Source organism: Shewanella sp. TB7-MNA-CIBAN-0143 (assembly GCF_040310065.1).
In the GTDB taxonomy this organism is placed as follows: domain Bacteria; phylum Pseudomonadota; class Gammaproteobacteria; order Enterobacterales; family Shewanellaceae; genus Shewanella.
In genome coordinates, this window is record NZ_JBEOPL010000008.1 from 165801 (window position 1) to 189987 (window position 24187).

Genomic DNA, 24187 nt, shown 5'->3' on the forward strand with positions numbered 1-24187 from the left:
GCTGTCCTAAAATTGATGTCTTAAATGATTGCAACTTAACTTGGGTTTATGTTTGCTGCAAGCCTGTGATTGTTGATATAATAGCGGGCTAAAAAATTTATCTATTTACAGACTTTTTTATCTCGCAATCACTGCCACATCGCCTGCAGGAATAACTATGATTAACCACTTTAGCGTACTGGGCGTCAGAGCCAATGCCAAAGAAGATGACATAAAAAAAGCCTATAAACGTTTATCGAATAAGTACCATCCTGACAAATTACTTGGGGCGTCTGATGATGAAAAGCAACAAGCATCTGTCCAGCTCCAACGAGTCAAAAAAGCTTACGAAGTGTTGTCAGATAAAAAGCAGAGAAATGCTTTTATCAATGATTTTAACAACGTAATTGTTACCGATCCCACAGCAGCTATGCGCGAGTTGTGGGACGAATATTATTCCTGAGTATCCCATGGCTAAACATCTTAATATCTCACGCATTAATGAGCTAAAAAATAATGCCAATGACAATATAGAATCTTACAACGACCCTGATACGCCAAATGCACTGGCAAAGTTTACCAGCCAAATCAGAGAGATATTGTTGGCCGATCCTGGGATGCTAGATTCAGTCCCTGAATATTTACCTGTTGCACTTTATGAAAGAGTTAAGTTCTCGCCTGAGTCAAAGCGCCAATGGGCACATTGGATTAGCTTGAATATTCACCCAAGCTGGGATGAATTTAAAACGACGATTGCGTTTAACAACGCCGATCTACCTCTGGCGCTTGCGGTACGCAAATATAACGAAGATTTGCTCATTGAAAGTTGTGCCGTGGTGTATTTGTTAGAGACTCAGGGAGATACAGCGCCCAAGCCTGAGGAAGATGATTCAGATGGTCTTCACGAGCATGAACGTGATGAAAACGATGATGACGACACGGACTATGATAGCGATGAAGAAGGTTATTATGACCAATATGACGAGGATATCGAATGAACAGTCTCATTGAAATAACCGCAGCTGAAATACAAGAGCTGGCTAATGTTGAGCCTAAACAGGCCAGCAAGAGATTTGAATTGATTGCATCGTCGATGTCAGATGATCAGTTGGTTGAAGTTATCGAGAAAATGGATATCGTTACGTTGACACAAATTAACAGTCAGCATGATATTTCGTGTCCATCGATTATGTCTGAGTTAATGACCCCAGAACAGATCCGCGACATTGTCTGCCAGCAGCCACTTTATTGGGAAGAAAAAATCAAGAGTAATGCAGAAGAGTTAATGCAGCATACTTTTGATTTTATGACTTATCTGATTCGAATCCAAGACAATGAAGAGAAACAAACTGCTATTTTAGAGTGTTTGGCTGAAGATCCTGCTGCGCTGTTTTATCTATCGATTCCGTTTATCGAGCTTATTTTAGGCGGTACCAGCAGTGATGACGATGAGATCAACGACACTTTTGATGATGAAGCGGATGAAGAAACCGTGGGTTACTCCGATTGGCAAGCCGACGAAGAGGCACACAGTCTTAGCATCGATGACCCGCGCAGTTTATTAGCATTGATCCGCGATCGAGCGCCTAATGTTGAAAAGGCGATTAAGAACATGCTGCGTAACACCGGCTCTGATTGGCAGTTAATTATTAGCCAGTTTGCCAGTGAGTTAGTGATACAGGCGAAAGAAAAGAACCAAGTCACCGACGAGTATGCTGAAGTTGATGACATGTTTAGCTTTCTTGATTAAGGGTTCTGCAAATGCAATTGGTATTACGTGACGAAAATCAGGGTCCCTATCTGAGTCGGGTGTTGGCTTATGGCCGAACCGAAGAATTGCTCAATAATGAGCAATTGGGACAGATCAAAGCGAAAGCCATTTTGATGAGCCTTAAGTTCGCTGATAAGTTTTATAACAAGTATAAAATGCATTTGCTTGAAGAAGCTGCGCAAGATGTTATCGGCATTGTTAGCATTGGCTTAATGGCATTATCGGACCAAAGTCAGGCTAATGCTATACGGTTGCTACTGACTGATGACGGCGTAGTTAAGTCGTTCCAGAAGGGCTGGGGAATGCTAACTAAAGTTAGCCAACACAGGCTTCATGGTAAATCTGTTTATGGTGACGTAGATAAAGTGTTGCTTGATCAAGTGTCGAGTCCACCTGATTGTGACGAATGGCAAGGCTGGGCTTACTACCAAGAAGCATTAGCTGAGCATAATCGCCAGCAATCTATTAATGCCTTATTGGCACAGTTCTACATTGTCGGCACTTTTGATCCAATGGATTATATCAATCTAGAAAGTACTCTGGCAGAAGCCGTGTTATATCGGATATTTTTTGACGGTAAAAAAGTCCGTCAAGATCTTAAACGCCGCATGGCTCGTATAGAACTTAAAGATGAATGGTTTAACCTCGAATTTATCGAGCTACAAACTAAGGTGGCTTTGGCCGAGTTACCTAACGAGCTTGCTGATGCAATTCGTTTAGATTTAGGTAAACATTTTAACGCAGCATTGTTGCGGACCCTGCATTTCTCTCGAAGTTATCAAGAGTTGGCCATTCAAAATGCCTCTCCTGAACGATTGGAGCGCCTGGAATACAAAGAAGGCTTAATTGGTCTACTTGGTTGGCCAATCTATATCGACATGTAGTTTAGCTTTAGGAAGCTTGCGAGTGAGCAAGCTTCCTTCATTCACTGATTATGTCTGCCATTATTTACTTCCCTATTGCGCAGCACCATAAAATCTCTCGTTACCGTGATGTTGTACATTATATTTATACTCTGCTTTGAGTTAACAACGTTTTAATCCTATCTAATACCTATTTAAAATTACTTTTTTCAACTCAATCATTTCATATTGCATTTGTTACAAATACTGTTACCTCCCTATTCAACACTGACTTAATGGTTAACTTATTCATATAGCACAACATATGTGAGTTGCATCTTCTGCTATCCGATCGATACAGAGGTGTGGATAGTGTGGAGCCAATGGTATTAATGTCCACTGATGAAACGACTCGGTTATGGATTATCAAATGATTTTTGATAATGTTTAGCTTTTGTGGTGGTTCATTGGCAGTCATAATCCCAGTAATATAAGGCTTTGCTGATAAAGATCGCTAAAGTCGGCTATATTCTAAAAGGGCGTGGTATGAATATTCGCTTTGATCATTTGTCACTAAGTGCTAGAAATCCGCAAAAAATGAGCGATTTTCTGGTGGCGTTATTAGATTTAACCGTTGGTACTCGACCTAATCTTGAGTTTTCTGGTTATTTTTTATTTACCGGAGATAAAGATGTGATACATATTTTTGCTAACCAGCAGCCAGATGTGAGCAATCAACTGTCGCAAAATGAGCAGCCGCAAAATATTGTTCATCATGTGAGTTTTTTCAGTGATGACTATCAAGATGTCATGGCAAGAATTGCTAAACTGGGCCTGCGCTATTCTATGAGTGAAGTGCCGGGAACGTCGGTTAAACAAATTTTTGTTCGCGGCCCCGAAGGGCTCATTATTGAAATCCAAGCCTTGCCGAACGGCTAGTGCGGTTTGTAGTTGTGTATAGTATTGGTTTTGTGTCATATTTATCATTAAGTTATGTTGTTAGTACGTCATTGTAGAGAGTGATGATCTACAGTGAAAATCGATAGCGGTTGTTGATAATCATTGTCGATAGTGATTGTCGATAGTGATTGTCGATAGTGAAAATTGCTAGCATCTTGATAGGGTTAATTGTACATCTGCATTTTCTGTTAGTTGTTAACGCGTTAATCATTCTTTGGGCCGAGTCTGCTGCCTATTCCATCTTTGTTTAATTGTTCTTAGGATCCAATATGCTGAGTAGCTTACGTGCTTATCGTTCGTCCATTATTTTACTGAGTGCCTTACTGCTGGGCGGATTGTTTGGTGGATTATTTCCTGAATGGGCTATCAAGCTTAAGCCTATTGGACAAATATTTCTCAATCTACTGTTTATGATCATCGTACCTTTGGTTGCTGTGAGTGTGATGTCATCTATTGCTCACATGACCGATTTAAAGAAATTAGGCGCGATACTGGTGTCTATTATGGCTGTGTCGATTGTCATGGCGATTATTCCGTCAGTGGGCGTGGTGTTGTTGGCATTAGCATATGATCCCGCGCAAGGGGTGACATTAGACTTAGCCAATACCGTTGATTCTGCCTCGGGTAGCATGGACTTTGTCAGCTTACTCACAACTAACGATTTTGTCGGACTACTCTCTAAATCAAACATATTAGCATTGATTATTATGTCGGTGATTGGCGGTGTGGCCATTGGTCAATCCGGTGAAGATGGCCAGAGAGTGGGGCGCATGCTCGACAGTTTAAATACCGTGATCATGAAAGTGATTTCGATATTAATGTATGTGGCTCCAATTGGGCTTGGTGCTTATTTTGCCGCGACTATGGCTAGTCAAGATACTGAATTAATGGGGACATTTGCTCGAGCTGTGGGGCTGTTTTTCGTGGCGATGGCTATTTACCTAACGTTAGGTTCGACGTTATATGCGTGGATTGGCGGTGGTGCACAAGGTGTGAAACGTTTTTGGCAACATATGCTTGAACCTGCTGTGACGGCATTAGGCACTAGCTCGTCGTTAGCGACGTTACCTGTGACTATTCGCAGTGCAGCTAAAATGGGCCTAAATGAGCAAATTGCCGAGATTAGCTTACCGTTACTAGTGAATCTCAATAAAGGTGGTGCAGCGGCTATTACCGCACTAAAAATCGTGTTTATTTATTCGTTATTAGGTCTCGATTTTACGACCGATGTATTTATGCTGACGATTTTGATTTCGGTATTATCGGCATTTATCATTGGCGGAGTACCGGGCGGGGCATTTTTAGGTGAAATCTTTATTGTGACCACCTTAGGTTTACCGATGGAAGTGATCCCTATTTTAGTGGTCATAGGGGCCATTACCGATGCGGCTTCAACGGTGGTTAATGTAGTACATGATTTAACCGCAACGCAAATTATTGAGCGCATTAATGGTAAGCATTATATTGTGGATGCGCCAGCGAGTCGCTTACAAGAGTAAGATTCAATATTCTGTTAATTGTTAATTGTTAATTGTTAATTGTTAATTGTTAATTGTTAATTGTTAATTGTTAATTGTTCTTTATCCTACTAAGCCGCTGCTACACAGTTTCGCCCGCCAGATTTTGCTGAATATAAGGCTTTGTCTGCGCGGTCAAGCAAGCTGTGAGCCGTGTCTTCTACTCTGTACTGGGCGACACCTAAGCTAATTGTCAGTTCCATTGATTGAATATTTTGCATGGCAATATACAGCCTTAACCTTTCGGTTAACTCAACAGCATCTGCCAATGTCGTGTTGGGTAAAACTACCACAAATTCTTCGCCGCCCCAGCGTGCTAATAAATCGTCGCTACGCATTTGGTTTTGTAATAATTGCGCGAGTTGGCATAGCACTTTGTCTCCGAATAAATGGCCGTGATTATCATTAATTTGTTTAAAATGATCGATGTCGATAATTGCTACCGAAATAGGGTATTGAGTGGCAGCTTGTTTACTGAGTAAATCTTGAGTTGTTTGATGGTTTTTCAGCGGATGGTCATCCGCATAAGGTTGGTAAATAATCGGTGCTTCGTCTGTTCGTTTTGTCGCGTTAGCGCTTTCTGTTGCCATGGGCGCATTGGCTGCTGGTGTGGTCAGTAGAGTATCAAGCGCAAAATCGAGTTTTTCACGGTTATACAGTCCGGTGAGTTTATCTGTTTCTGCCATTTTTTGGATTTCTAAATTACGCAGTGCCAGTTTTTGATAAGCTGAAAAACGGGTTTTTTCGTAAAATCTAAACAGTAAAATTTGTGCAATACACACTTCAATAACGTTGAATAATGAGCCGGTGCTAAAGGCCACTGGCTGAGAGTCTTGCGTTTGCAGGTAAACAATAAAAGCACACACACTAAAGCAGATGCATGAAATAAATGTGCCCCATGTTCGACCGATAAGAAAAAATGAAAAAGGCGGAATAAGCGTCGCCCAAAACAGTGAATGAGAATACCCTTTGGCTGATATCACAAATAGCATAATTAAACTGGCTACCATGAGAGTGACAGCCCATGCGGTTATCTTTACATGACCCGTGCGACGAAAACGACAGTAAATACCCAATGAGATAACTAAGCCTGAACCGTCGAGCAAGGCATATTGATAACCTTCAAAATAGAATAGGTTGATCAGGGTAAGAATGAGAAAGTAACTCGTGGTAATGAGTGACGAATGTTCGATTAAGCGAATGCGCCAATAATCAGGGTGATCAGGCGGATACTGAGGGAATTGTTTGTACCAAAATTTAATCATAAGCAACTTCCGAGGTGACATTCAGTGAACGTTAATCTTTGTATCTTGATAACCGTATCATTCAATCCTTGATAAGTGATAACTAAGCATAGGTAAAATTTAAAAAATAACCGTCTATTTAGGCGGTTATTTTAAGATATTGGTATGAAAGGACGATTAAAATTTATGGTTTTGTTTCAATTAGCTTAAGAATGTCAAAACAGGCGCCCATAGTGTGATAATCGGTTTTGCCGATAGGACTTTTTTGGTCATCTATCTTTTGGTTGTCTTGAGTTCACATGCTAAACCCAGCACCGTATTGATGAGCGACCATGTGTTGCCATGAGCAGTGCCCAATTTGGTCAAATGGGTATTTAACTGTGGCTTTTAAAATGTGGTTTTCTAACGTTGGTTATTTAACTGAAAGTACCTAGCAAAGAGTATTTGACTGGAAGCATTGAGCTAGCAGTATTGAATGAGACGTTTTGCGCTATAAGTATTGGGCTATAAGTATTGAGGTAAGAGTACCAAAGTCGCTTGTTGTGAATAATCAGCTTCATAATTGATTGTTATTATTTGCACTCAAGTTGTCATTACAAGCACTGATATGCCGCCCTGCAAGTAGTTTTAACTTATACGCCAAACTTGAAGCATATAGTTTGGCAACGTATCATGCGCTTTTTATTGCGATGAGCTCTTCTATAATGCGCCACTTAACCACTCGTTATCATTCCGACACTCCAGCAGATTTTATTGCTGCGAATCACCAAACAATGCTAACGCGGCTTGCTGCTCGCGCAATTGTCATGCGTAATAATCAAATATTAATGCTTTACACCCAACGTTATCATGACTATTCATTGCCTGGTGGTGGCGTTGATGCTGGCGAGGAGATAGAGCAAGGGCTTATCCGTGAGTTACAAGAAGAAACTGGCGCCCAACAAATTCGCAATATTAATCCATTTGGCTTATATGAAGAATATCGTCCTTGGCAACGAGATGGTTATACGTCGGTTAATATGCTGTCTTATTGTTTCACTTGTGATATTGACAGTCAGCTGGGGGAAACCCAATTTGAAGCTCACGAAATTAATAACGGCATGATACCAGTATGGATTGATATCGATGAGGCTATTAGGCATAACCTTGACACTATCGCCAACAGCAGCAAAAAAGGCTTATCGATTGAACGAGAAACCTTTCTAATGAAATTGATTAAACAAGAGTTACTGCGCTAAGCTTAAGCCATTGTGGCTTAGCAAAGCGCTATATGGCTATCACATAGCCAAGCGGATGGTATTAACCGTCAGCTCAGGTTCATAGCCCCTTTAGCCTATAGACAGTTCTTTTGCTCTTGTCGCTGCACACGCCATTGCGCTGGCAACTAGCTCGTCAAGATCACCATCCTGAAATGCCAATATTGCCTGTTCCGTTGTGCCTTTAGGTGAGGTCACCTGGTGACGTAGACTCGCCAAGTTATGCTGACTATTCATCGCCATTGATATGGCTCCCATAGCACTCTGCAACACAGCTTTAGTGGCTGTTTCTTGCGGCAGCCCTTGTTCAATGGCAGCTTTCTCCATGGCTTCTAAAAATAAGAATAAATACGCCGGCGAGCTGCCTGCTGCAGCCACGATGGTCGACATTTGGCTTTCTTCTTTTAGCCATACTGTTTCACCCACAGCACGCATGAGTCTTTCTGCTAGCGCAATGTCATTAGCGTGAGTGTCTGGTCCCGCATATAAACCCGTTAACCCTTCACCAATGGCGGTAGGCAAGTTTGGCATGGCGCAAATGACTTTGGGTGAGAAATGTAGTTTTTGGCGGAGTGTGGCATGTTTGACTCCCGCGGCAATCGAGATAACGAGTTTTCGGTTATCGTACTGCATAACTTCACTCAACTGCTCACACACTACAGGTACTACAAAAGGCTTAACGGCAACAATGATGACATCAGCAAACGCAACTGCGGCGGTATTGTCTTGATGTACTTTAACATTGAACTTATCGATTAAGTCGTGTCGAGTAGTTTGGCTGGGGGTGCACACTAGAATATTGGCACTGTTATGACCTTGTTTAAGTAGGCCGCTGATTATGGCTCTTGCCATGTTGCCACCACCAATAAAGGCGATACAGGTATTGGGGTCTAATGATTCATGTTGAGAGATGACAACCTCCGAAAATGTCGCTAAAAAGAAAAGGCCACGCTTTCGCTTGGCCTTTGAATTGTGGAGCCTATTTGATTATGCGCGAACTTGACCTACACCGCTGACTAAGTATTTCTCAGTGGTAAGTGACTCAAGGCCCATAGGTCCGTAGGCATGCAATTTACTGGTGGCAATACCAATTTCAGCACCTAGACCGAGCTCGCTACCATCAGAAAAACGTGACGACGCATTAACCATCACTACCGAGGCATCCACGGTGCGTTGAAAACGCGTAGCCGTTAATTCATTTTGGGTACAAATCACTTCAGTATGATGGCTACCAAAGCGGCGAATATGATTAATAGCATGATCAAAATCAGTGACTTGGCGAATGGCAATTTCTAAATCCAAATATTCTTGGCCGAAATCATCATCGCTAATAACGTTGGCATGCTCAAAGTATTGTTGGGCATTTTTGCTGACATTTATACGTACTTTATGTGCAGCAAGTTGGGCTGCCACTTTAGGTAAAAAGGCTGCCGCTACGTCTTGATGTACCAGTAATCCCTCTAGAGCATTACATACTCCAGTGCGTTGGGTTTTACCATTGAGCAATAAAGACATCGCAATATCAAGATCGGCATCTTTATCAACATACAAATGACAAACACCTTTAAAGTGTTGAATAACAGGTATTTTACTGTTATCTGTAACAAAATTGATTAAGCCTTCGCCACCGCGTGGAATAATGACATCAATAAAGTCACGTTGCTGCATAAGCTCTAGTAATAAAGCGCGATCTGGATCGGGTATTACGGTGATCAGTGCTGGTGGTAATTGATATGCTTGCAATACATTTTGTAAAATAGAAGCAATGATTTTGCTTGAATGTATTGCTTCTTTACCGCCACGCAATATCACTGCATTACCTGATTTAAAGCACAATGCACCTGCATCAGCGGTAACATTAGGGCGTGCTTCATAAATCATACAAACAACGCCTAAAGGTACGCGCATTTTTTGAATGTTTAGACCATTTGGTCGCTCACATATTTCACGTACCATGCCGACAGGATCGGGTAATGATGCAACGGTTTCAATGCCCGCAGCCATAGATTCAATACGTTCAGGTGTCAGTGTCAATCGATCTATCATTGCCGCGCCTAAATCTGCTTTTTCGGCATGGTCAAGATCCAATAAATTCGCTTTAATAATATCGTCGCTGTGTGCTCTAAGTGCACGGGCCATATCAAGTAAAATAGTGTTTTTAACTTTTTCATCTAATAGGGCTAGAGTTTGTGCCGCTGTGGCTGCTGCTTGCGATAAATCTTTAATTAAACTCATAGTTGCTCCAAAATGGCGATGTTTTTGTCAGAGATCAGTGGGCCCGTTTTTTGCTGGGCATTGTTGGCAAATTCACGATCTTCTTGGTCTGCAATAAAATGTAATAAACAACTACTGTAGTTTGATTTGGCTTTTGCCAATTTAGTGCCATCGCCTTTGCGCACTAAAACAGTATCGCCGACGGAAAAGTTGCCTCTTACGGCCACTACATCGTCAGTGGTTAGTTGGGTATCATGCTCTTCAAGGTCAGCGCTAAAGTCATTTTCGACAATTAACTCACCCTGAACTTGTGAGGTATGCATCATCCAATGCAAGTGTTCTTGCATGGGTACATCATACGGGGTGAATAAAGTGCCTGGATTTTGGCCCTTTAAAAGTTGATTGAATGTGTCCGCGTCAAAACCATCGACAATCATGGTTTCAATTCCGTGTGAAATTGCTTTCTCAGCGGCTTCAATCTTGGTTAACATGCCGCCAGTACCTACGCTGCTCGTAGCACCGCCAGCCATAGCATAAATCTCAGCATTGATTTCACTGACTTGCTTAATTAGCGTGGCATCTTCATGTAAATTAGGGTTTTTAGTATAAAGCCCTTTTACGTCAGAGCAGATAATTAACGCATCAGCATCCGCTGCTGCGGCAACCATAGCTGATAAATTGTCATTATCCCCAACACGTAACTTGGCTGCGGTAACAGCATCATTTTCGTTGATAATGGGAAGTAAACCATTGTCTAACAGGGTAAAAATAGTATTTTTAATACTGATATAACGGTCACGGTCGCGTAAATCACCATGGGTAAGTAATAGCTGCGCCGATGGGAAATCGAACAATTTATCCCAGGTGGCCATCATATCGGCCTGGCCTGCAGCTGCCATGGCTTTTTTAAGCGAAATACTTGGTTCTGCCGTATCTGGGAATCTATGTTTACCCGCGGCGACTGACCCTGAAGATACCAATACAACTTGGCATCCTTGAGCGCGACAGGTAGCGATAAACTGTGCAATACCTAATAAATAATGGCTGCTACAACCTTGTTGATGGGGCGCAATTAATGCGCTTCCCACTTTAACGACAATCCTTTTCCAATGTGAAGTTGACATAGTTTTGTTCTCCATTACTGTTGCTCGGTTAAAACACGATTCGCTTCATGGAAGGTATCAACTGTTTTATTACAAGGATCCGAGTCAAGAGCACTGGTAATCCAAATCACTACACTACTAACAATAAAGCCGGGGATCATTTCGTACATTACGGTGGTTAACGCTTTTCCATCTGCCAGAACTGGCGCGTAAATCCAAAACAATACGGTCACTGCACCCGAAATAATACCCGCAACAGCGGCTTTATGGGTCAGGTTCTTTTTATATAGGCAACACAGTACCAGTGGACCAAAGGCCGCACCAAATCCAGCCCATGCATTGCTGACTATCGATAAGATGCTATTTGAGCGATCGAGCGCCAGTAAGCTGGCGACAATACCGACACCGGCTACACCATAACGTCCCATTCTGACCATTTCTTTCTCAGTTGACTCTTTTTTCGAAATGACTCGATAAATGTCTTCGGTCAATGAACTTGACGACACTAATAACTGTGAAGAAATCGTGCTCATAATAGCGGCTAAAATGGCTGCTAAGAGGAAACCACTGATCAGTGGATGGAACAACAATTCAGAAAATACAATAAAGATGGTTTCAGGATCGCTTATTGTCATATCGAATTTATTGGCGTAGGCAATACCCACTAGACCTGTTGCCAGCGCACCAGTAATGGTGACCGTCATCCAACTCATGCCAATTCTTCGTGCCGCTTTGATATCAGAAACCGAGCGAATAGCCATAAAGCGCACAATAATATGTGGCTGACCAAAATAACCTAATCCCCAAGAAAGACTGGAAATTAACCCGAGCATAGTGACATTTTGCATCGCATCAGAAAAATGTGGGATCGACTCATAAGCAAAGCCCATCATTTTATCAGCACTGCTAAACTCTTGATATGCCACAACGGGTACCAGAATCAAGGCAACAAACATGATACAGCCTTGTACAAAGTCAGTCATACTGACGGCTAAAAAGCCACCGAGTAGGGTATAAGACACTACTACACCTAGGGTGATCACGAGCCCGAGTTCATAATTTAAATCAAATGCAGAGACAAATAATTTCCCGCCAGCGACTAATCCTGCCGAGGTATATAAGGTAAAGAAGATCACAATGATCACTGCCGCGATAATCCGCACATTACTGTTAGGTGCGTGGAAGCGTTTAGCAAAAAACTCAGGGATCGTAAGGGAGTCACCCGCGACTTCAGTATAAACCCGTAATTTAGGTGCCACGATCAGATAATTAATCAATGCCCCAGCTAATAGGCCGATCGCAATGTAGATGGTTTCGAAGCCTACTAAGAACATGGCGCCAGGTAAGCCCATTAGCATCCAGCCACTCATATCGGAGGCTCCAGCTGACAGTGCGGTAACTTGCGGGCTGACTTTACGGCCACCCAAAATGTAACCAGATACATCGCTTGTTGATTGTTTATACGCGAACAATCCAATGCCTAGCATTACCAGGAAATATATTGCTAATGAGACATAGGTTAAGTAATGCATGAATTATTTTCCTCCTAACGCTTTGTGATTTTGAATCCCGCTAGGTTTCAACATAACAAAGAGATAGGTACTTAAAAGGGCACATAAACAAAATAATTGTGAAGCCTCTTTCAGCTTTAATTTAGCGGTGTTCAACATAGTGGTAGTGAGATTTTCTTCGTTTGACGTGTCCGTTGACATAATGTCCTCCTGGGTGCGGGCTAATCGGATTATTGTTAATTCATTTTTCATTCAACAATAAAAAACCACCAAACTAGTTAGTGGTCTAACTATATTAACATCATTTTAGGTAAAATTTCCAATCCAATCTCAGTTACGGCAGTAATAAATGTTTTTTAACAACTATTTAACTTTATATCGATACGCTGTCAGTGGCATGAAATATAACGATGTCACACTGGCTGATTAAGTTGTGAGTACTTTTTAGCTATATGCTGTTTATCTTTTTTATTTTCGACAGAGACCTGCTTAAGTTGCTGTATTTAAAGTTTTATATATTTAAAGTTGAGTGTGAACGTCATCGGTTTCACTGGATATTTGTTTAATGTTGATGCTATAGATTGTTTATTATGCAGTATAAACGTTACAGATATGATGCTATTCGCAAGTGGATTTGGTGCACTTTTTAGCTATTAATAAGGTGTTTTTAAATAAGTGGTTACAGATCGAATGATTTGAATTCAAATGGTTTTGGTTCGAGTCGCTATGTCAAAAGATTTGGTTTTATCGCGTGATATGTGTTGAATGGCCACTGCGTTTTCTGCCATTGCTAAGCTAACTATTTCAAATTACTTATACATAAATCCATGGATGTAGTGGGTTATCTATTGCCGGTTTCAGTAGTAGCAGTGGATTAAGTCGGCATGCTATTCGGTGGCAACATTGCTGTGAGATAGAGCTTTACTAGTTCATGTTAATGTTGTCGCGACCTTGATATTACTGGGTAACAGGGCTTCAAGTAGGATTTAATATAATGTTATTGCATTTAATTAGACGCTCGGTCTAATATAGAGGTATGAATAATTTAAGTGTAGATATAATGACAAGTCCGCATACTAACCCAAGCCCTAAACCTCGTAGAGGCAGACCTCCCAAAGTATCGCGAGATAATCCAGATACTCGGGCAGAGCTTATTCGTAGTGGTCTTGAGCAACTGACAGAGCAAGGTTTTGCCTCATCGGGTATTGAACCCATTTTGAAAAAGGTGGGCGTTCCGAAAGGCTCTTTTTATCATTATTTTGCGAGTAAAGAAGTCTTTGGCCAAGCGGTATTGCAGAACTATGCTGAATACTTCTTACATAAACTTGAAATTCATTTGCTTGATGAAGCTTATTTACCATTAACGCGGATTAGGCACTTCGTTGATGATGCTAAGGCCGGAATGATTCGATACCAATTTAAACGCGGTTGTTTAGTGGGTAATTTGGGTCAAGAAATTGGCGTTTTGCCAGACAGCTTCAGACCGCAAATTATTGCGATTTTTCTGAGTTGGCAAGCTTGTTTAGCTCGTTGCCTCAAAGCTGCGCAATCACTCGGACAAATAGCTGCAACGGCAGATTGTGATGCTCTAGCTGAAAATTTTTGGGTTGGCTGGGAAGGAGCGGTAAGCCGTGCAAAGTTAGTTCAAGATGAACGCCCACTTGATAACTACTATGATCATTTTATGGCAGCGTTAGCAAAATAAATTTTTTAACCATTAATAGACGATCAGTCTAAATTAGGAGAGCAAAATGTTTAATGGCATGTTGATCGAAAAAGACGACCAAGGTTACCGCACCACAGTAAAAAGTATCGATGAAAGCGTGTTACCTGAAGGTGATGTAACGGTAAAAGTGCTCTATAGCACGCTTAATTACAAAGATGCGCTCGCGATTACCGGTAAAGCACCTGTAGTGAGAACTTTCCCTATGGTGCCAGGCATTGATCTAGTAGGCATTGTGGAACATAGCGATAATGATAAATTTGCCACAGGTGATACAGTATTATTGAATGGTTTTGGCGTAGGTGAAACCCATTGTGGTGGCTTGGCTACAAAAGCGCGTTTAAAAAGTGAATGGCTTATTCCATTACCAAAAGCATTTTCACCGCAACAAGCTATGGCGATTGGCACTGCAGGTTATACCGCAATGTTATGTGTGATGGCTCTTGAGAAAAATGGCGTAACGCCAGACAAAGGTGAGGTGCTAGTTACTGGTGCTAATGGCGGAGTCGGCAGTTTTGCTATCGCTATTTTAGCCAAGTTAGGCTATCACGTCGTCGCCTCGACTGGCCGAATGGATGAAAGTGACTACCTAAGAAAGTTAGGTGCCAAAGACATTATCGATCGCGCAACATTGTCAGAAGCTGGTCGTCCATTGGCTAAAGAGCGTTGGGCTGGTGCTGTTGATTCTGTCGGCAGCCATACCTTAGCCAATGTGTGTGCTAGTACCAAGTATGGCGGAACGGTTGCTGCTTGTGGTTTGGCACAGGGAATGGATTTTCCTGCCAGCGTAGCGCCATTTATTTTACGTTGCGTGACCCTAGCGGGCGTCGACAGTGTAATGCGACCTTTAGCTGACCGTATTGAGGCATGGCAACGTCTAGGCGAAATCTTGGATGTTGGTGTGTTCGATGACATTGTTCATGAAATAAGCTTGACTGAAGCGATTGATGTGGCAAGTGATTTGTTAGCTGGTAAGGTTCGTGGCCGTGTGGTTGTTGATGTAAATCGTTAATGAATTAATTTGGTTAGTTTTTAGTTGGATCATGTTGTCGGCCTGTGTAGCAGGTCGATGAATTTGTTAGCTGTTTTACCGCTCCCTCTTACTTTCATGACAGCAAACTGTTATGAAAATATTCTACCGCTACAAGTGTTTGTGAATGCCTTAATTGGAAGATTTAACGCCAATATCAAAGACTCAACATACTATTTTTACATGACGATGTATGAGTTTTTATTACTCTGCGGCAAGTGGGAACGGTAAGATATAACGGTCAATAAAATGTTGTGTTGGCATAGGTCTGGCAAATAAATAACCTTGTAAGTAATCGCATGACAGTTGTTGAAGTAACTGGTGTTGTCCCTCAGTTTCAACACCCTCGGCTACGACTTTAACTTTCAAATGATGTGCCATGGTGATAATAGCTCGTACCAACGCAATGCTACTTTCATTGGTTTCCATGTGCTGAATAAACGATCGGTCAATTTTTAGAATATCAATATCGAGTCGTTGCAAATAGGCTAATGATGAATACCCGACTCCAAAATCATCAATGGCGATATCAATACCATAATTATTGAGTCGTAGCATTTGCTGTTGAATGGGAGAGTCTGGGTCCATCAAGGTGTTTTCTGTCACTTCGATAATCATGGTATCGCGAGGTAAATTGAATTTATTACACGCTAATATCCATTCATCGACCCACAAACCCTCCTGATCAATTTGCAACGGTGAGGTGTTGACGCTCACTTGCATTTTATTGCCCGACAATTGATAAAAATGAGCAGCATCTTCAATCGCTTGGTCTCTTACCCAGTTACCAATTTCTTCTATTAAACCATTTTGTTCAGCCACCGGAATAAATTCATTTGGACCAATAAGGCCGCGCTGTGGATGATTCCAACGGATGAGCGCTTCTGCCTTGGTAGCATTAACGCCAGATTGGTCAAAAATGGGTTGGTAAAACAATACAAATTGACCGAGTTTAAGTGCTATGCGAATTTCTTCGATAAGACGACGTTTCTCAATTGCTTGTTCTTCGATAGCATGAGAGAAAAATTCATATCGATTACGCCCTTTGCTTTTAGACAAGTACATGGCTTGATCAGCATGTTTGACTAACGCTTCAACATTTTGACCATCGGCAGGGTAGAAAGTAAGCCCGATGCTACCTGTCACGTTGACTTGCACTTCTTTAATGCTAATACATTGCATCAGGCTATTTTTCACTTTTTCAGCAATTGTTGCAGCGTGTTCTAAGTCACTCACATCTTCAAGAATTAAGGTGAACTCGTCTCCGCCTAGACGCGCAACCGTATCATGATCTCGAACACATCCACGTAAACGTTTAGCCACTTGATGCAGTAACAGATCACCATATTCATGGCCTAAGGAATCGTTGATCTCTTTAAAGCCATCGAGATCGATAAAAATTAACGCAAAAAACATGTCATCTGTATCAATAAGCGACTGCAGTTTTTCATAGAAAAAACGTCGATTGGGTAGCAGGGTTAAGCCATCTTGATAAGCATATTCGTGCAATTGAATATTGGCATTCTCTAGTTCTCTAGTACGCAGTTGTACTTCACTTTCAAGCGAGCTTTCACGCTGTTCAATATTATCTAACATACTATTAAAACAAGTGGTTAACTGACCAATTTCATCTTCAGACTGTACTTGAGCACGCAAGCTGTAATCTTGTGACACGGTGATTTTTTGCGAAATTTTAGCGAGATATAACATTGGACTTAAAAATTTACGACGTAAGAATAATGAGAGAAAAAAGCTGGCACAAAGAGATGATAATAGTAATAGCACAATAAATTGGCCGTAAAATGTAATTCTATCAGTGATAATGCTGTCATCTACTGATATGTGTAAATCACCATATTGTTGCTTGTCGAGTGTCAATGGTGTCATCACTTGAGTGATGTCATTAAGGTCGTCATCAATCTGGGTCATAGAAGGGCGCTTTGATAATGCCTGAGCTAACACAACACCTTCAACATTAGTGACGCTGACAGATAATACATCTGATCTTAACAAGATAGGATTAATCAGTTCTTGAATGGCGTCTTGATCATCAAATAATAAGGCCGCAGTGATATTGGGCGACAACATTTGCGACAAGCTGTGTAGGCTTTCAACTTGTTCTCTTTTAGCGGAAGACAGCTCGAAGGCGCTGAATATTGATGTCACAGTGAGTGTCGAAATGAGCGCAACGCTCATTAAAATGAATTGCAATTTTTTACTGATAGTATTTAGCACGAAAAATTGTTTCATAGCATTAATTATTCACTACTCGACCTAGGCGTAATACTTTTTAACTCATTGTTATCCCTGATAATTTTAATTTTTCGGGTGAGACTTCAAAACGAATTTTACCACCGGATAAAAAGAAACGAATATGCCCACCTTGCTCTATAAAGTTGTCTGTTTCACCAACGATCATGACATCAGCAAGATGTTTATTATCCAATTGTTGCCAAGATTCAAGGGTGTCGGTTGTGATAAACAAGATATTACATTGTTCTAAGTTTGTTTCTGTGAGACTCACTTCGACATTTTCTATTGGTAAATTATTGACTTTACGACCATTGAGGATTGAGCGCGAGACACTAATAAAGCTAGTATCAGGGCTGCACAGTGTAAAAGAGCTGGCTGTATTCGTGTGATGACTCCATTCGCCGTAACGGGCAAAGTTAAATAAAAAACCAGCTTTAAGTGCATATTCTTTTTCGTCAGCAATCGCGCCTTGGCTTATAGTAAGCAAAAGCGTTATAAATGATCCAAACAGAATACGTTTAATAGTTAACATTAAGTCAGTTAGAATTTCGCCGTAATTTTAAAAGTGACACTTTCGTCTATATAATTTGATCGTGTATACGTTTCACTATCATTGCCATACTCAAGATGTGAACCTGCAAACAGGTTTTTACCCATAATGGCGAATGCCCAGTTAGGGTGAAAAGCCCAATTCCAAGTTAAATCGAGTGCGGTATAATTTTCTGTTTGATAGGCATCACTATTTTCAACTCTGAGTGAGGCAAAAATATTATGCTGTTCAAAAAAATGTATATCAGCTTTAGTAAACAGTTGACGACTCGTTGAGTCAAAGCCAATCGCTGGGAACGTGTTGTCTGCTAAGTCGTAATTAAAGGTGTTATAGCTGTAACCTACCTCGGCAGTAAAGTTGTCAGACGGTTGCCATGACAACACCACATCACCACCTTCAGTGGTCAGCCCTGCATTAGAGACTAAGTCAAAATTAATCGATGTTGTCATCAATGCTTGTACTGCGGCATCAATCTGTCCAGCCTGTAACAATGCAAACACGGGGAGGAACTGATCGATATTCGGATCGATTTGGATCACGGCTACATCATCGGTATCAGTATGATAAACCGATAGGTCAAGTGCCCATGTGGTATCAGATAAACGATAGCCCATTTCATAAGATACAGATTTTTCTGACTTTACGTTGTCATTACCATTGAGGTAAGTGCGGATATAATAACGATCAATCTCGGGTATTCCGGTGGTGATAGGCGATACTTCTTCGACTCTTTGTCCATCGATAAGAAAGTTGTCGTTAAATTCAAGTAAAGAGGGAACCCGAACACTTTTTGATACAGAGGCCCACAAGACTTGATTATTTAGTGGTTTCCATACCAGCCTTGCTAGTGGTTGGTTTTCCCAACCAGTCAAATCGTTATGATCAACTTTGACACCCACAATTAAGTCTAATTTGTCCGCAATCACGTTATATTGAGCCTGCGCTAATCCACCATATTGATGTAGGCTTTCAAAACCTCCATCGCTTTGCACAAAGGTACTGTCTGCAAAAGAAATAGAATTGTAACGGTAGTTTAGCCCCCAATCGAACTGTAAGTCTTGGTGCAGGAAATTCATCTGATAATCAACATCAAAAGATTCAAAATTTTCTTGTAAATGGGTTTGGCTACCACTTTGTTTTAACCAAGATGTTTGCAGCATTTGGTTAGCTTTGGGTGAAATACGATTTTCCAACCTCGCCATGACTCGAACATCGGTACGATCTAAGCTGTCAGTAAATGAGATATTACGGTTGCTTTCATCCACGACGCCGCGAAAATTTTGGCCTAATGTAGATTGAGTCATGCCACCTTGAATAAGACCTGACCATCGATCGTTTGGGGTAAAGTCAAACCTGGTGCCTACAGATTGTTGCTCTGAAAAGTCAGCCGGCTCCATTTCAATGCCTTTGTCAGACTTCTGGGCATCTTTAACGTGGCCATATATTCTGAAACTGCCATTATTACCAATATCGCCACCATAACGAAGGTTGGTATCGACATTAAGCTGGCTACCACTGCTGACATCAGCATATAGGCCCCGAGTATCAATGCTGTTTTTAGTAATGATATTAATGACGCCATTAGTGGCATTGCTGCCCCACAGTAACCCACCTTGACCGCGGATAATTTCGATACGTTCTATATCGTATAACGGTACGTTTAGGGTTTCCCAATACACGGCGGCAAATTTAGGGGTATACAAACTTTGACCGTCTACCATAACGAGTAATTTGCTTGAAAATCGCGATGCAACACCACGAGAAGAAATTGCCCATTGATTATTATCAAGTTGTCTAACGGCTAATCCAGGTACCATTTTCAGGGCTTCTGGAACAGAAGTCACGCCTGAACGAGTGATTTGTTCTTTGGTTAATACGTATATAGATGAAGCGGTTTCAAAGGCTGATTGGGTTCTTTTCATCGCCGAAGTCACTTGTACATCCATCGCCATCAGCGAATCTAAATCTAAATCGAGATTGTTTAAGATTTCTTCTGCTATGACATGAGGCGAAATTAAAATAAATAAGTACAAGCATTTTGGTGATAACTTCAAACCAATGTCCTCGATAATCTTTGATGATGGTCAACTATAATGGAACTATTTTAACACACGCTATTAACTAAATATCAGTGCATCCCTTTCAATATACGGATTAATTTACCTTCTGTTAACGACTAAGTCGTTATTTTTTGGTTCACATCTGTGAGTATCGTCATAAATAAATCAGAAAACGATGTTAACCGCCATACTAGAGGTAATGAGTTTTAGTTAACTCATTACCTCTCGTGTGAAATATGCATAAAGACGATGGGGCATTTTAACGGTAAACTATACACATTATAGAGACAGCTTTTTGAGGTCATGAGATAGCATGGTAGAACTGCAGCAAAATAATCCACTTCACGGTTTAAAATCAGAAACGATGATATCTGAGTTAGTGGCATTTTATGATTGGAAAATTCTCTACGCAGCTTTGCGTTTAGAGTGCTTCAATACCAACCCTAATATGGACGCTTGTGTTAAGTTCCTAAAAAAGACGGAATGGGCGAGAGAGCGTGTTGAAAATTTTTATTTGTACCGTTTCAAGCGTATGCCAAAAGGTAACTCTGCACAATTTGAATTAAAACCTCGTGAACGTGGTTTTGCTGACGGTATTTTACCGCGTAAGCCGCAGCCTTTAACGGTTGAGTTAGTTGCCGAAATGAAAGCCAAAGCAACGGCTGATTATGAACAAATGAAACATAATCAAAGTCGTTCATATGCTTCTTCGTCATCACCTTCATATTCCTCATCGAGTCGTTCAAATGACAGCGATGCAGCGACACAGCGTAGTAATCAAAATAAGCCGCAGCCTACATTTGATCCAAACAATCCGTGGAATAAATAACCACTAGACTGATCTCATGTCAAAGTCGGCGCTATAAAAGGGAAAAGCCTAGATGCTAGGACGCTGCGCTGCTAGATGCTATACAGGCCAAAAGCCTAGATGCTAGGACGCTGCGCTGCTAGATGCTATACAGGCGAAAAGCCTAGATGCTAGGACGCTACGCTGCTAGATGCTATACAAGGGAAAAGCCTAGATGCTAGGACGCTACGCTGCTAGATGCTATACAATCTTAGCAGCGAAGCGATATCGCAGGACGCAGTCCGCCCTAGCAGCGAAGCGATACTCGAAGGACGCAGTCCGCCCTAACAAATATCCAAAGACGTCGCTATTTTATAATCGTTTATTATTCAGGACTGAGGTTAGCTGAATAAGGTTAATTGTTTTTGTTAAGCACGTTTTGGCTATTTCTATCAAGATGTAGACACACGAGAGAATGATTGCTTAAATAGTAATGCATGTCTTTGTTGTATTTAACAACAGCGCATTCGTTTCAAGGTAACTGGGATTACTTTGGCGGTGCTGTTAGCTTAAATTGAGGCGTAAAGGATTAAGTACCTCATCCATTTTGCTGCTTAGCATTGGGATACAACAAGGATAATAATAATGAAACTGAATAAAATTTTGCTCGCTATCGGTATGGCTTCTAGCGTTGCGATAGTAGGTTGCGGTGATGACACCCAATACGGTAAAACCCTTCAACCAGATCCAGAACCCGAAGTCGTTACTCCTCTATTACAAGCCTTTGCCCCTAATGGCAGCTTAAAAGTCCAAATTCGCCGAACTCAATATGGTGTACCACACATTACCGCCGACAATTTAGAGAGTCTTGGTTTCGGTAATGGTTATGCCCAAGCACAAGATAATTTATGTGTAATTGCAGATGGCTTTATTAAAGCCAATTCTGAACGGTCGATGTATTTTGGTCCCCATGCTTCGATTGACTTTACTACCGGCCTTCCAACCAGTGAAGATAACGGTAACTTAATTTCTGACTTTGCCTACAAAGCATTGAAAATCAGGCAGCTTGCTGAAAACCAATACCCACAGTTTAGTTATAATTCGCGTGCATTAATGGAAGGTTTCAGTGCGGGTTATAATCAATATCTTGCCGATGTAGAAGCTGGAACTCAAACAGGCGAGCCATTTTGTGCTGGTCAACCGTGGGTTAAACCTATTAGCGGTGTCGATGTAGCAAGCTATCTATTTTCCATCGCGCTATTACCTGGGGCGGCAAACTTTTTAGATTTAATTTTTTACGCCAACCCTGGCGATGCTCAAGAGTATTTACCGCGAATTATTGGGCCTGCACCATCCACTGCACAAACCGCGTTTGTGCAGGATATGAACAACAAATTAATCGCACGGTCTGCAACCATTACCACACCGGAAACTAATCCGCGAAATTTGGGTTCTAATGGTTGGGGTTTAGGTAAGGATAAAACTGAAAATGGTAAAGGTATGGTATTGGGTAATCCACATTTTCCGCATACCGGTAATTTACGCTTTTGGCAGTCGCATTTGACCATACCAGGACAAATGGATGTGATGGGCGGCTCGTTGGTTGGTATGCCTGGATTGGTTAACATTGGTTTTAACAAAGATGTTGCTTGGACGCATACCTTTTCAACCGCAGAACATTTTGTAATGTATAACCTTGAGTTAGTTGCCGGTGATAGATTGCAATATATGTACGATAATTCGCCGATGCCAATCACCAAAGAAACGGTTTCGGTATTAGTTAATGCAGGCCCCGCTGGCATGTTGGTGGCGGAGAAGGATATTTACACTACAGCCAAAGGTCCGATGGTTGAAGCACCACCGGCATTAGCACCATTTGGATGGGACGATGGCCAGGCTTTCTTTATTCAAGATGCCAACATGGCCAATAAAGATCCGCTCGATCATTGGTTAGCCATGAATCTTGCATCCAATAAAGATGAGTTTCAACAAGCGTTTAAAAATTATGATGGGGTTATTTTTAATAACACCATGTATGCGGATAAAGAAGGTAATGCGTTTTATATTGACGACTCAACCGTACCAGGTTTTTCGGACTTAGTGGTCGATATTATTAAGACGACCCCAGCGATACAAGCGGCTAGAGCTCAAGCTGGATTTACTATTTTACCCGGTAATACCTCGGTATTTAGTTATGACTCGCCAATGCCTTACGACCGTGCACCTAAGCTTGAACGTACTGACTTTGTGCAAAACTCCAACAATTCATTTTGGTCAACTAACTTAGCGGCACCGCTTGAAAACTACTCTCCTTTATACGGTCCAGAGCGAGGCCAATTATCGTTACGTACTCGTATGGGCTTAACCTTAATGGATGACGCCGCGGGTGATGACGGTAAATTTACTATTGAGGAGCTAGAGGCGGCTTTATTATCCAATCGGGCTTATCTTGCTGAATTGGTGTTACCCGACTTAATCAGCCAGTGCGAGCAACAAGGGTCTACGCCGGTGATGGTTAGCGCAACATTGTCTAAAGATGTCTCGGCATCATGTGCCGCGCTAAAATCGTGGAACGGTAAACAAGATAACGACAGTAAAGGTGGGGCGTTACTCCGTGAGTTTGCCCATCAGTTCAATCAAAACACCATGCTAACCGAAGCATTTGATTATATGAGTGCAGCAACTACGCCCAATAAGCTCAATACTGACGGCAGTGCATTAGTGGCTTTAGCTCATGCAGCTTTGAATCTTGAAGCGGCAGGTTTTGCGGTTGATGTTGCGTTGGGGGATGTGCAGTTTGTTGAAAAGTCACTTGCTGATGGCTCTGCATCTGGGGTGAAGTTACCTTGGCCTGGTAGTCATAATGCGGAAGGTGGCTTTAACGTGTTCTCGACCAGTTTATCGGGTGATGACACCTTAATACCTCAGCATCAATATAGCCCTGTTATGGATGTTGTTTCTGGTAATGCTACAGCATCAGGATTAACTTCTGAAGGTTATCAAGTGCGTTATGGTTCAAGTTGGATGATGACCGTGAGCTTTACTGATGACGGTCCTAAGGCAAAGGGTATTTTGACTTATTCAGAATCTAGCAATGTGTTGAGTCCAAGTTTTTCCGATCAAAGTGAATTGTATTCTTCGGCAAAACAATTACGTCCATTGCTATTTACTGAGGCAGAAATCCAAGCATCAGTTGAATCTAGCATCGAGCTAACGCTGCAAAAATAAACTAATGGTTTATTCTGTTTGAGTGAATGAAACTAAAACCTCACTGATATTTATCGGTGAGGTTTTATCATTTTATAGACGAATAGACGAATAGACGAATAGACGAATAGACGAATAGACGAATAGACGAATAGACGAATAGACGAATAGACGAATAGA

General features: G+C 41.5%; 19 protein-coding genes. 11 read left to right on the top strand and 8 right to left on the bottom strand.

Going from position 1 to position 24187, the window contains the following annotated elements:
- Positions 1-157 precede the first annotated feature (157 nt).
- From atcJ to AAEY97_RS08885, 6 genes are all read left to right on the top strand, one after another.
- Positions 158-442 (top strand): cold adaptation protein ActJcold adaptation protein ActJ, encoded by a 285-nt coding sequence (gene atcJ / locus AAEY97_RS08860; RefSeq protein ID WP_059745623.1) that lies wholly within the window; start codon positions 158-160, stop codon positions 440-442.
- A gap of 7 nt (positions 443-449) precedes the next feature.
- Entirely contained in the window at positions 450-977 is a 528-nt protein-coding gene (gene atcA, locus AAEY97_RS08865) for a cold adaptation protein AtcA (RefSeq protein WP_011636233.1), read from the top strand.
- Entirely contained in the window at positions 974-1729 is a 756-nt protein-coding gene (atcB, locus tag AAEY97_RS08870) for a cold adaptation protein AtcB (protein WP_101085994.1), read from the top strand. The genes atcA and atcB overlap by 4 nt, the downstream gene beginning before the upstream one ends.
- Before the next feature lie 11 nt (positions 1730-1740).
- Positions 1741-2634 (top strand): cold adaptation protein AtcC, encoded by an 894-nt coding sequence (gene atcC / locus AAEY97_RS08875; RefSeq protein ID WP_182744878.1) that lies wholly within the window; start codon positions 1741-1743, stop codon positions 2632-2634.
- Positions 2635-3138: 504 nt separating this feature from the next.
- A complete protein-coding gene (locus AAEY97_RS08880; protein WP_350998178.1) occupies positions 3139-3531 on the top strand; it encodes a VOC family protein in 393 nt (130 codons plus the stop codon).
- Positions 3532-3821: 290 nt separating this feature from the next.
- The gene (locus AAEY97_RS08885; protein WP_162022388.1) at positions 3822-5051 is read left to right on the top strand and encodes a dicarboxylate/amino acid:cation symporter; all 1230 of its coding nucleotides are present in this window, start codon (positions 3822-3824) and stop codon (positions 5049-5051) included.
- An 89-nt stretch (positions 5052-5140) separates the two neighbouring features.
- Here the strand turns inward: AAEY97_RS08885 and AAEY97_RS08890 are convergent, their stop codons facing one another.
- The gene (locus AAEY97_RS08890) at positions 5141-6334 is read right to left on the bottom strand and encodes a GGDEF domain-containing protein (protein ID WP_350998182.1); all 1194 of its coding nucleotides are present in this window, start codon (positions 6332-6334) and stop codon (positions 5141-5143) included.
- 683 nt (positions 6335-7017) lie between these two features.
- Between AAEY97_RS08890 and AAEY97_RS08900 the strand changes: the two genes are divergently transcribed.
- Positions 7018-7551, top strand: coding sequence for an NUDIX hydrolase (locus AAEY97_RS08900; RefSeq protein WP_350998185.1), 534 nt, complete (start codon positions 7018-7020; stop codon positions 7549-7551).
- Positions 7552-7641: 90 nt separating this feature from the next.
- On the opposite strand, the gene proC is transcribed toward AAEY97_RS08900, so the two are convergent.
- From proC to putP, 4 genes are all read right to left on the bottom strand, one after another.
- A complete protein-coding gene (proC, locus tag AAEY97_RS08905) occupies positions 7642-8481 on the bottom strand; it encodes a pyrroline-5-carboxylate reductase (protein WP_101085982.1) in 840 nt (279 codons plus the stop codon).
- A 75-nt stretch (positions 8482-8556) separates the two neighbouring features.
- Positions 8557-9804, bottom strand: a complete 1248-nt coding sequence (locus AAEY97_RS08910; RefSeq protein ID WP_192115594.1) for a glutamate-5-semialdehyde dehydrogenase — start codon at positions 9802-9804, stop codon at positions 8557-8559.
- Positions 9801-10907: a glutamate 5-kinase gene (proB, locus tag AAEY97_RS08915; RefSeq protein WP_101085980.1), complete on the bottom strand. Its 1107-nt coding sequence runs from the start codon at positions 10905-10907 to the stop codon at positions 9801-9803. Before proB ends, AAEY97_RS08910 begins: the two co-directional genes overlap by 4 nt.
- 14 nt (positions 10908-10921) lie before the next feature.
- Positions 10922-12418 carry a sodium/proline symporter PutP gene (gene putP / locus AAEY97_RS08920; protein WP_101085979.1) on the bottom strand — a complete coding sequence of 499 codons (1497 nt, stop codon included), beginning with the start codon at positions 12416-12418 and terminating at the stop codon, positions 10922-10924.
- A gap of 1039 nt (positions 12419-13457) precedes the next feature.
- Here putP and acuR point away from each other — a divergent pair.
- Both acuR and acuI read left to right on the top strand, forming a co-directional pair.
- Positions 13458-14102, top strand: a complete 645-nt coding sequence (gene acuR / locus AAEY97_RS08925; RefSeq protein WP_259395481.1) for an acrylate utilization transcriptional regulator AcuR — start codon at positions 13458-13460, stop codon at positions 14100-14102.
- A gap of 46 nt (positions 14103-14148) precedes the next feature.
- On the top strand, positions 14149-15132 hold the full coding sequence (gene acuI / locus AAEY97_RS08930; protein ID WP_101085977.1) for an acrylyl-CoA reductase (NADPH): 984 nt from the start codon (positions 14149-14151) through the stop codon (positions 15130-15132).
- 222 nt (positions 15133-15354) lie between these two features.
- On the opposite strand, the gene AAEY97_RS08935 is transcribed toward acuI, so the two are convergent.
- The 3 genes from AAEY97_RS08935 to AAEY97_RS08945 are packed head-to-tail and all read right to left on the bottom strand — an operon-like array spanning position 15355 to position 20007.
- Entirely contained in the window at positions 15355-17400 is a 2046-nt protein-coding gene (locus tag AAEY97_RS08935; RefSeq protein ID WP_350998191.1) for a putative bifunctional diguanylate cyclase/phosphodiesterase, read from the bottom strand.
- 40 nt (positions 17401-17440) lie between these two features.
- The gene (locus AAEY97_RS08940) at positions 17441-17935 is read right to left on the bottom strand and encodes a YfiR family protein (protein WP_502959441.1); all 495 of its coding nucleotides are present in this window, start codon (positions 17933-17935) and stop codon (positions 17441-17443) included.
- Positions 17936-17943: 8 nt separating this feature from the next.
- Positions 17944-20007 (bottom strand): TonB-dependent receptor plug domain-containing protein, encoded by a 2064-nt coding sequence (locus AAEY97_RS08945; protein WP_350998197.1) that lies wholly within the window; start codon positions 20005-20007, stop codon positions 17944-17946.
- Positions 20008-20326: 319 nt separating this feature from the next.
- On the opposite strand from AAEY97_RS08945, the gene AAEY97_RS08950 reads away from it, so the two are divergent.
- A complete protein-coding gene (locus tag AAEY97_RS08950; RefSeq protein WP_011636249.1) occupies positions 20327-20842 on the top strand; it encodes a VF530 family protein in 516 nt (171 codons plus the stop codon).
- A 603-nt stretch (positions 20843-21445) separates the two neighbouring features.
- Entirely contained in the window at positions 21446-24028 is a 2583-nt protein-coding gene (locus AAEY97_RS08955) for an acylase (protein ID WP_350998199.1), read from the top strand.
- Positions 24029-24187 lie beyond the last annotated feature (159 nt).